Origin of the sequence: Rahnella woolbedingensis (genome assembly GCF_003602095.1) — a bacterium.
In the GTDB taxonomy this organism is placed as follows: domain Bacteria; phylum Pseudomonadota; class Gammaproteobacteria; order Enterobacterales; family Enterobacteriaceae; genus Rahnella; species Rahnella woolbedingensis.
In genome coordinates this window covers 1-6,606 of the sequence record NZ_RAHH01000059.1, presented here as the reverse complement: position 1 = coordinate 6,606, position 6,606 = coordinate 1, and the positions used below count along the sequence as shown (strand labels likewise).

Annotated in this window: 7 protein-coding genes and 1 pseudogene; 6 read left to right on the top strand and 2 right to left on the bottom strand. The window is 55.3% G+C overall.

What is annotated here, in order from left to right; translation table 11 throughout:
- Positions 1–39: 39 nt before the first annotated feature.
- The 6 genes from D6C13_RS24870 (at position 40) to D6C13_RS24845 (ending at position 4,911) form a co-directional block, all read left to right on the top strand.
- Positions 40–321, top strand: coding sequence for a phage tail assembly protein (locus tag D6C13_RS24870; RefSeq protein WP_120135289.1), 282 nt, complete (start codon positions 40–42; stop codon positions 319–321).
- Positions 322–353: 32 nt separating this feature from the next.
- Entirely contained in the window at positions 354–476 is a 123-nt protein-coding gene (locus D6C13_RS24865; RefSeq protein ID WP_112150974.1) for a GpE family phage tail protein, read from the top strand.
- Positions 469–2,952 (top strand): phage tail tape measure protein, encoded by a 2,484-nt coding sequence (locus D6C13_RS24860; RefSeq protein ID WP_120135288.1) that lies wholly within the window; start codon positions 469–471, stop codon positions 2,950–2,952. The genes D6C13_RS24865 and D6C13_RS24860 overlap by 8 nt, the downstream gene beginning before the upstream one ends.
- 12 nt (positions 2,953–2,964) lie before the next feature.
- Positions 2,965–3,435, top strand: a complete 471-nt coding sequence (locus D6C13_RS24855) for a phage tail protein (RefSeq protein WP_112150976.1) — start codon at positions 2,965–2,967, stop codon at positions 3,433–3,435.
- Between the two features lie 8 nt (positions 3,436–3,443).
- On the top strand, positions 3,444–4,595 hold the full coding sequence (locus D6C13_RS24850) for a phage late control D family protein (RefSeq protein WP_425272756.1): 1,152 nt from the start codon (positions 3,444–3,446) through the stop codon (positions 4,593–4,595).
- Between the two features lie 94 nt (positions 4,596–4,689).
- On the top strand, positions 4,690–4,911 hold the full coding sequence (locus D6C13_RS24845; RefSeq protein ID WP_014341711.1) for a DNA-binding transcriptional regulator: 222 nt from the start codon (positions 4,690–4,692) through the stop codon (positions 4,909–4,911).
- 237 nt (positions 4,912–5,148) lie between these two features.
- Here the strand turns inward: D6C13_RS24845 and D6C13_RS26270 are convergent.
- Positions 5,149–5,266: pseudogene (locus D6C13_RS26270) on the bottom strand (methionine synthase); the annotation flags it as partial.
- A 28-nt stretch (positions 5,267–5,294) separates the two neighbouring features.
- A complete protein-coding gene (locus D6C13_RS24835; RefSeq protein ID WP_120135286.1) occupies positions 5,295–6,284 on the bottom strand; it encodes a YopJ family acetyltransferase in 990 nt (329 codons plus the stop codon).
- Positions 6,285–6,606: the final 322 nt, after the last annotated feature.

Below are 6,606 nucleotides of genomic sequence, written 5' to 3'. Positions count from 1 at the left end.
CCGGCGCGAAACCTCACCTTTTGAATAAGAGACACCGCTATGTCAGAACACAATGAAAACATCGTTATCCTGGAAGAACCGATCAAGCGTGGCGACACCCCGATCACGCAGATTGAAATCATCAAACCGAACGCCGGACACCTGCGCGGGATTGGCCTGGCGGCGCTGGCGAATGCCGACGTTGACGCGCTGACCGTGATCCTGCCGCGCATAACCGTCCCGAACCTGACCGCCCAGGACTGCAAAAGCCTGCACCTGCCCGACCTGATTGCCATGGCGGGCAAGGTGATTGGTTTTTTATCGCCGAAATCGGAACAGTAAAACTTCCTGCGGCACTGACCGTTGATGACCTGATGGCGGACGTGGCGGTGATTTTTCACTGGCCGCCGTCAGAACTGAACCCGATGACGCTGACCGAGCTGCTGGTGTGGCGTCATAAGGCCATGCAGCGCAGCGGAGCCACCGACAGTGAGTAATTTAAAATTAGAGGTGCTGTTAAAGGCGGTAGACCAGGCGACCCGCCCGTTTAAAGCGGTGCAAAACGCCAGTAAGGCGCTGTCCGGCGATATCCGCAATTCACAAAACACCCTCAAAGACCTGAACGCCCAGGCCGGAAAGATTGACGGTTTTCGCAAATCCAGCGCGCAGCTGGCCGTCACCGGTCAGAAACTCAAAGACGCCAAGGCGGAAGCGGCGGCGCTGGCTATCCAGTTCAGAAACACCGCCAGCCCGACCCGCGCCCAGGCGCAGGCGATGGAGTCCGCGAAGCGCACCGCCGCGCAGTTGCAGACCCAGTTCAACGGGCTGCGGCAGTCGGTGCAGCGTCAGCGCACGGAACTCAGCCAGGCGGGCATCAGCACGCGCACGCTGTCTGACTCCGAGCGCCGCCTGAAAACCTCCATCAGCGAAACCACCGCGCAGCTCAACCGGCAGCGTGAATCTCTCACCCGCGTCAGCGCGCAGCAGGCCAAACTCAACGCCGTGAAAGGCCGGTATCAGGCGGGCAAACAGTTCGCCGGTAGCGTGACGGGTGCGGGGGCTGCGGGCGTCGGGATTGCGACGGCGGGCACGGCGGCGGGTGTCGGGCTGCTTATGCCCGGATTTAACTTTGCGCAGAAAAACTCTGAATTGCAGGCAACGTTAGGGCTGGAAAAAGACTCTGCTGATATGACCGCGCTGCGCACCCAGGCGCGGCAGCTAGGCGACAACACCGCCGCGTCTGCCGACGATGCCGCCGCCGCGCAAATCATCGTCGCCAAATCGGGTGCGGACAAGGACGGCATTCTGGCCGCGACGCCGACCATCCTGAATTTGTCCCTGGCAAACAAACGCACCATGGAGGAAAACGCCACCCTGCTGATGGGCGTGAAGTCCGCGTTTGGCATGACCAATGACACCGTGGCGCACATCGGCGACGTGCTTTCTACCGCCATGAATAAGTCTGCCGCCACCTTTGAAGGGCTGTCTGACACCATGACCTACGCCGCGCCGGTGGCGAAGCAGGCCGGTATCAGCGTCGAAGAAACGGCCGCGATGGCCGCCGCCCTGGCTGATGCCAAAATCACCGGCTCGATGGCGGGTACCGGTGCCCGTGCGGTCATTACCCGCCTGCAGGCACCGACGGGCACCGCAGCGGCGGCGCTGGGTGAACTCAAGGTAAAAACGGCGGACAGCAAAGGCAACATGCGCCCGCTGTTTACCCTCCTGAAGGAAATGCAAAAGAGCTTTGAGAAAAACAAGCTCGGCACGTCTCAGCGTGCGCAGTACATGAAAGCCATCTTTGGTGAGGAAGCCAGCTCGGCGGCGGCGGTGCTGATGACGGGTGCCTCCTCCGGCAAACTGGATGAACTCACCAAAGCGCTGAAAACCTCGGACGGGAAAACTGAGGAGCTGGTGAAAACCATGCAGGACAACCTCGGCGGCGACTTTAAGGAATTTCAGTCAGCCTATGAGGCCGTCGGCACTGACCTGTTCGACCAACAGGATTCGTCACTGCGCAAACTGGTGCAGACCGCCACCGGCTACGTGCTGAAACTCGATAAGTGGATTGTGAACAATAAAGCCCTGGCGGAGACGCTCGGCAAGGTGGCGGGCGGTGCGCTGCTGATTATCGGCGCGCTCGGCGTGTTTGGCCTGGTGGCAGGTCCGGTTATTGGTGGTATCAATCTGATTGTAGCCGCCGCCGGTATGCTCTGGAGCATCCTCGGCACCGTGGGCAGCGCCATTATCACCGCGATTGGCGGACTCACCTGGCCTGTTGTAGCCGTCGCGGCGGCCATCGTCGCCGGTGCGCTGCTTATCCGTAAATACTGGGAGCCGATCGGCGCCTTCTTTGCGGGGGTGATTGAAGGGCTGGGCATTGCGTTCGCGCCGGTGAAAGAGCTGTTTGCGCCGCTCAAGCCGGTGTTTGACTGGCTGGGCGACAAACTAAAAATGGTCTGGCAGTGGTTCAAAGACCTGATCGAACCGGTGAAATCCACGCAGGAAACGCTGAACAACTGCAAGGACACCGGCGTGATGTTCGGGCAGGCCATCGCCAACGCGCTGACCGCGCCGTTACAGGCGTTTAATAAACTGCGTTCGGGCGTTGACTGGCTGCTGGAGAAGCTCGGCATAATCAAGGATGAATCCGCAGACATTGATAAAACGGCGGACAAAGCTGACCGGCGTTCCAGGCAAAACGGCGATACGGATCCGGCAGAACATCCGCTGGATAACCCCGCGCCTGTCACCCCGCCACCGACTGGCGGCCTGCCGGGCGGCGGTTACACGCCGGTAGCCGTCGGCGGCGGGCGCAGCTATATCGACCGCAGCACGCACCATTACACCATTGCCGCCGGTGCCGGTGCCGGTTTAGGCGTCCAGGATACCAGCCGCCAGATCCGCGCCGAGCTGGAAGCCCGTGACCGCGCCCGCGCCGCGCAGCAACGTTCCCGCATGGACAACGATTAAGGAGAGAGCCGCATGATGTTAACGCTCGGACTGTTTGTTTTTCAGTTGCAGACCGTCCCTTATCAAAGCTTGCAGCGCGACGTCGATTACCGCTGGCCTGCAAACAACCGCGTCGGCCTGCGTCCGCTGCCGCAGTTCCTCGGTGTTAACGAGGAGAAAATTACCCTGTCCGGCGTGCTGATGCCGGAAATCACCGGCGGAAAATTATCTCTGATGGCACTGAACCTGATGGCTGACGAGGGCAAGGCGTGGCCTCTGCTGGAGGGCAGCGGCACCATTTACGGGATGTTCGTGGTGAACAGCGTCAGCGAAACCCACACGGAGCATTTTTCCAACGGTGCCGCCCGCCGGATTGAATTCACGCTGACGCTGACCCGCGTGGATGAATCCCTGGCGGCCATGTTTGGCGACATGAAAGCCCAGGCCGACGGGCTGCTCAATCAGGCCGGTGGGTTAACCGGACAGCTGGGAGGTCTGCTGTGATTACCGATATGACCATCGGCGCCGGTGCGCTGTTTGCGCCGGACTTCACGGTGACCGTCGGCGGCAAAGACATCACACAGGACGTCAGCAACCGGTTGATCTCGCTAACGCTCACCGATAACCGTGGCTTTGAGGCTGACCAGCTCGACATTGAGTTGAGCGACACCGACGGCCTGCTGGACATGCCGCCACGCGGCGCGGTGATGAATATCGCGCTCGGCTGGAAAGGTCAGGCACTGACGAACAAAGGCGACTTTACCGTGGATGAGGTGGAGCATCGCGGCACGCCGGACACGCTGACCATTCGCGCCCGCAGCGCGGACTATCGCGGCAGCCTGAATTCCCGCCGCGACATCTCCTATCACGACACGACGCTGGAAGCGGTGGTGTCTGCCGTGGCGGCGCGCAACAAACTCAAACCCGCGATTGCGGAACCTTTCAGGGGCGTGCCGGTGTCGCACATCGACCAGACCCAGGAATCGGACGCGAAGTTCATCACGCGTCTGGCGGAGCTGAACGGCGCGGTGGTCGCCATCAAAGCGGGCAGCCTGCTGTTTATCAAGCCCGGGGCGGCAAAGACGGCGAGCGGGAAGCCCATCCCGCAGATGACGATTATCCGCAGAGATGGCGACGGACATACGTTCAATATTGCTGACCGTGGGGCTTATACCGGCGTGTCGGCAAGCTGGCTGCATACCAAAGACCCTAAGCCGAAAAAAGTGAAGGTACAGCGCAAACCGAAAGTGCAGTACCTGCGCGCCCTGCAACACCCGAAGGCAAAGAAGGTCAGCGCAAAGGTGCAGAAAACGCCGGAGGCAAAGGAAGGGGAGTATCTGGCGGGCAGTGATGAAAACGTGTTTGCGCTCACGACCATTTACGCCACGCAAAAGGCCGCCATGCGGGCAGCCCAGGCGAAGTGGGACAAACTCCAGCGCGGTGTCGCCGAGTTCACGATCTCCCTGGCACGCGGGCGGGCTGATTTATTCCCTGAAACGCCGGTTGCCGTGTCCGGATTTAAATCCGTGATCGACGCGCAGCCCTGGATAATCAGCAAGGTGACGCACAGCCTGGGCGGCAGTGGATTTGTGACGACGTTGAATCTGGAGGTATTGTTGTCGGATGTGAGTTATGAGGCGACGGAAAGCGGCGGTGCTGAATAAGAGGAGTGTGTAAATCACTGTAATGTCAGATGTATGTTTTAGCGAATAACATATAATGATTGCATATGATTAAAATGATTACATGGTGATTATTATGATGCACTGCCCGAAATGCCAGCACGCCGCCCACGCCCGTTCAAGTCGTTACCTGAGCCTCAATACCAAAGAACGTTATCACCAGTGTCAGAATATCAATTGCAGTTGCACGTTCAAAACTCATGAGTCCATTGCCGACATCATTGTTGAGCCAGGAACTGTTCACGCCGTGCAGTTGCATCCCGACAAGCATCAGCAGCAATCTCTACAGATGCACTAAAGAAAAAGCCCCGAATAAACGGGGCTAGTTGTCGATGTGGTCAATGCGTGGACACTGAAATGAATAAATCCATTTAATTCATGTAGTTAATATCGTTTTCAAAGGCACAAAAATGTGCCTTTTTTACCATTTATTTTTCCTGCACTTACAACGAGATCACTATAAATCAATGAGTTATATGCAGGCATAGTACGCTTTTTGCCGACGTTATTTAGCCAGAAGTTCTTTGTGGACGATTTATGCACCTGCACTCAACGCATCCAGCTTGCCTCTTGCGACGCGGCAAAGAGATTATCCCGCAGTTGATGCATGGATAGAGTTTATCGGCATCGACAAACTGTAAAGCTTTGCGGCGACGAGTAGATAAACCCTCTCTTGCAGCTTTACATATTTGCGATCGCCCCCATCTGTATCAATGCCCGACGCAGAAGCTGTAGCCGTTTATGTTCGATCGACACTAAATATTGTCTCCTACCCTCTGCTGTATCGCGTTCCTGATACAGTGACTGAAGACGGTTAGCAGCATCCTGACGCTCATCGGGGGGCAATTGTTCAAAGATACTTTGGTAAAGTCTCCGGGAATGCGTGTGCCGTAAGAAATCCGGGGGTAACAAAGCGCAGGGATAAATGGGAAAGATATCAAAATCAAATGAAGGGATAGGCTCATAATGAGGGCGTAAAGAATATGTCGTGCAGTGCTGCTGATGCATGCTAATAAAAACGGCCTTTTGCTTAAGACTTTTCAGCGCAAATGATAAACAAAATATCACGCAATCCGCAGGACTCGACTGCACGCAGGTATCAATGACCGCAATTCTTAAATTCCTCATACCTCCTGAGTCCAATCGTTGCTGAAACTGGCTAAGTACTGTTTGTGGCATCGGGTGCATAACCGTCGCACTTTCAAGAAAAATAAGAGAACTGGGTTGCCCAGGCGCTGTGAAATAACAATCGATATAATAGTGGTGGTGCCTGTTTTCAGCTGTAGCGACAATAGCGCGAACGTGCTGATGGCATATACTTTTATTCCCTATAAGCCAATCGGCGAAAGCGGTAAGTGACGAATAATAAGTTAATTGCAATCCCGGTTGTCGGATATTCTCACTGTTTATTAATGTTTGAATTATTGCCCGGTCTCCCAGAGTGACTTCTATATCAGGTTGCCAGCCCTTAACAATATGGTCTTGTGCAGTATGCAGATGCTGATGAAGGCTGGCCGCTTCCGGAGGGCACCCCGGAATAAGGTTAGCACTAACAGCCTTATGAAGCTTGGGAGGTAAGTAACCCTCTCTCACCGGAGGAGGTGGAGCAGCAGAAGGAATGGTAAGAGAAAGAGAGGTAGGCCGTGCTGATTTAAACTGACTGCGTTTCATATTAACACCCTGAATAATGGTATGTACTTCAATATAAATATTCTATATGTAAAACATCTCCCAAAACTCAACCTATCTGTAACTAACTTTTAGTTCAACTTATAAACCGTATTCTTCAAATAAAACTTCCCGCTGTAATTTTAATATTAGAAAAAATAATCTAACTTCAGAAGGGTAGTATTTGCCACGTGAATAAATAGCAAAACTTTATTAGCTTGTAAAATAAAAAAGGCTCCCGTTATGGGTAATGCCGATCGTTTAAGGATCAGTTGACCGATCCGGTGGCTCGTGTAAAAAGGGTTCATGCTCAACATGGACCCTT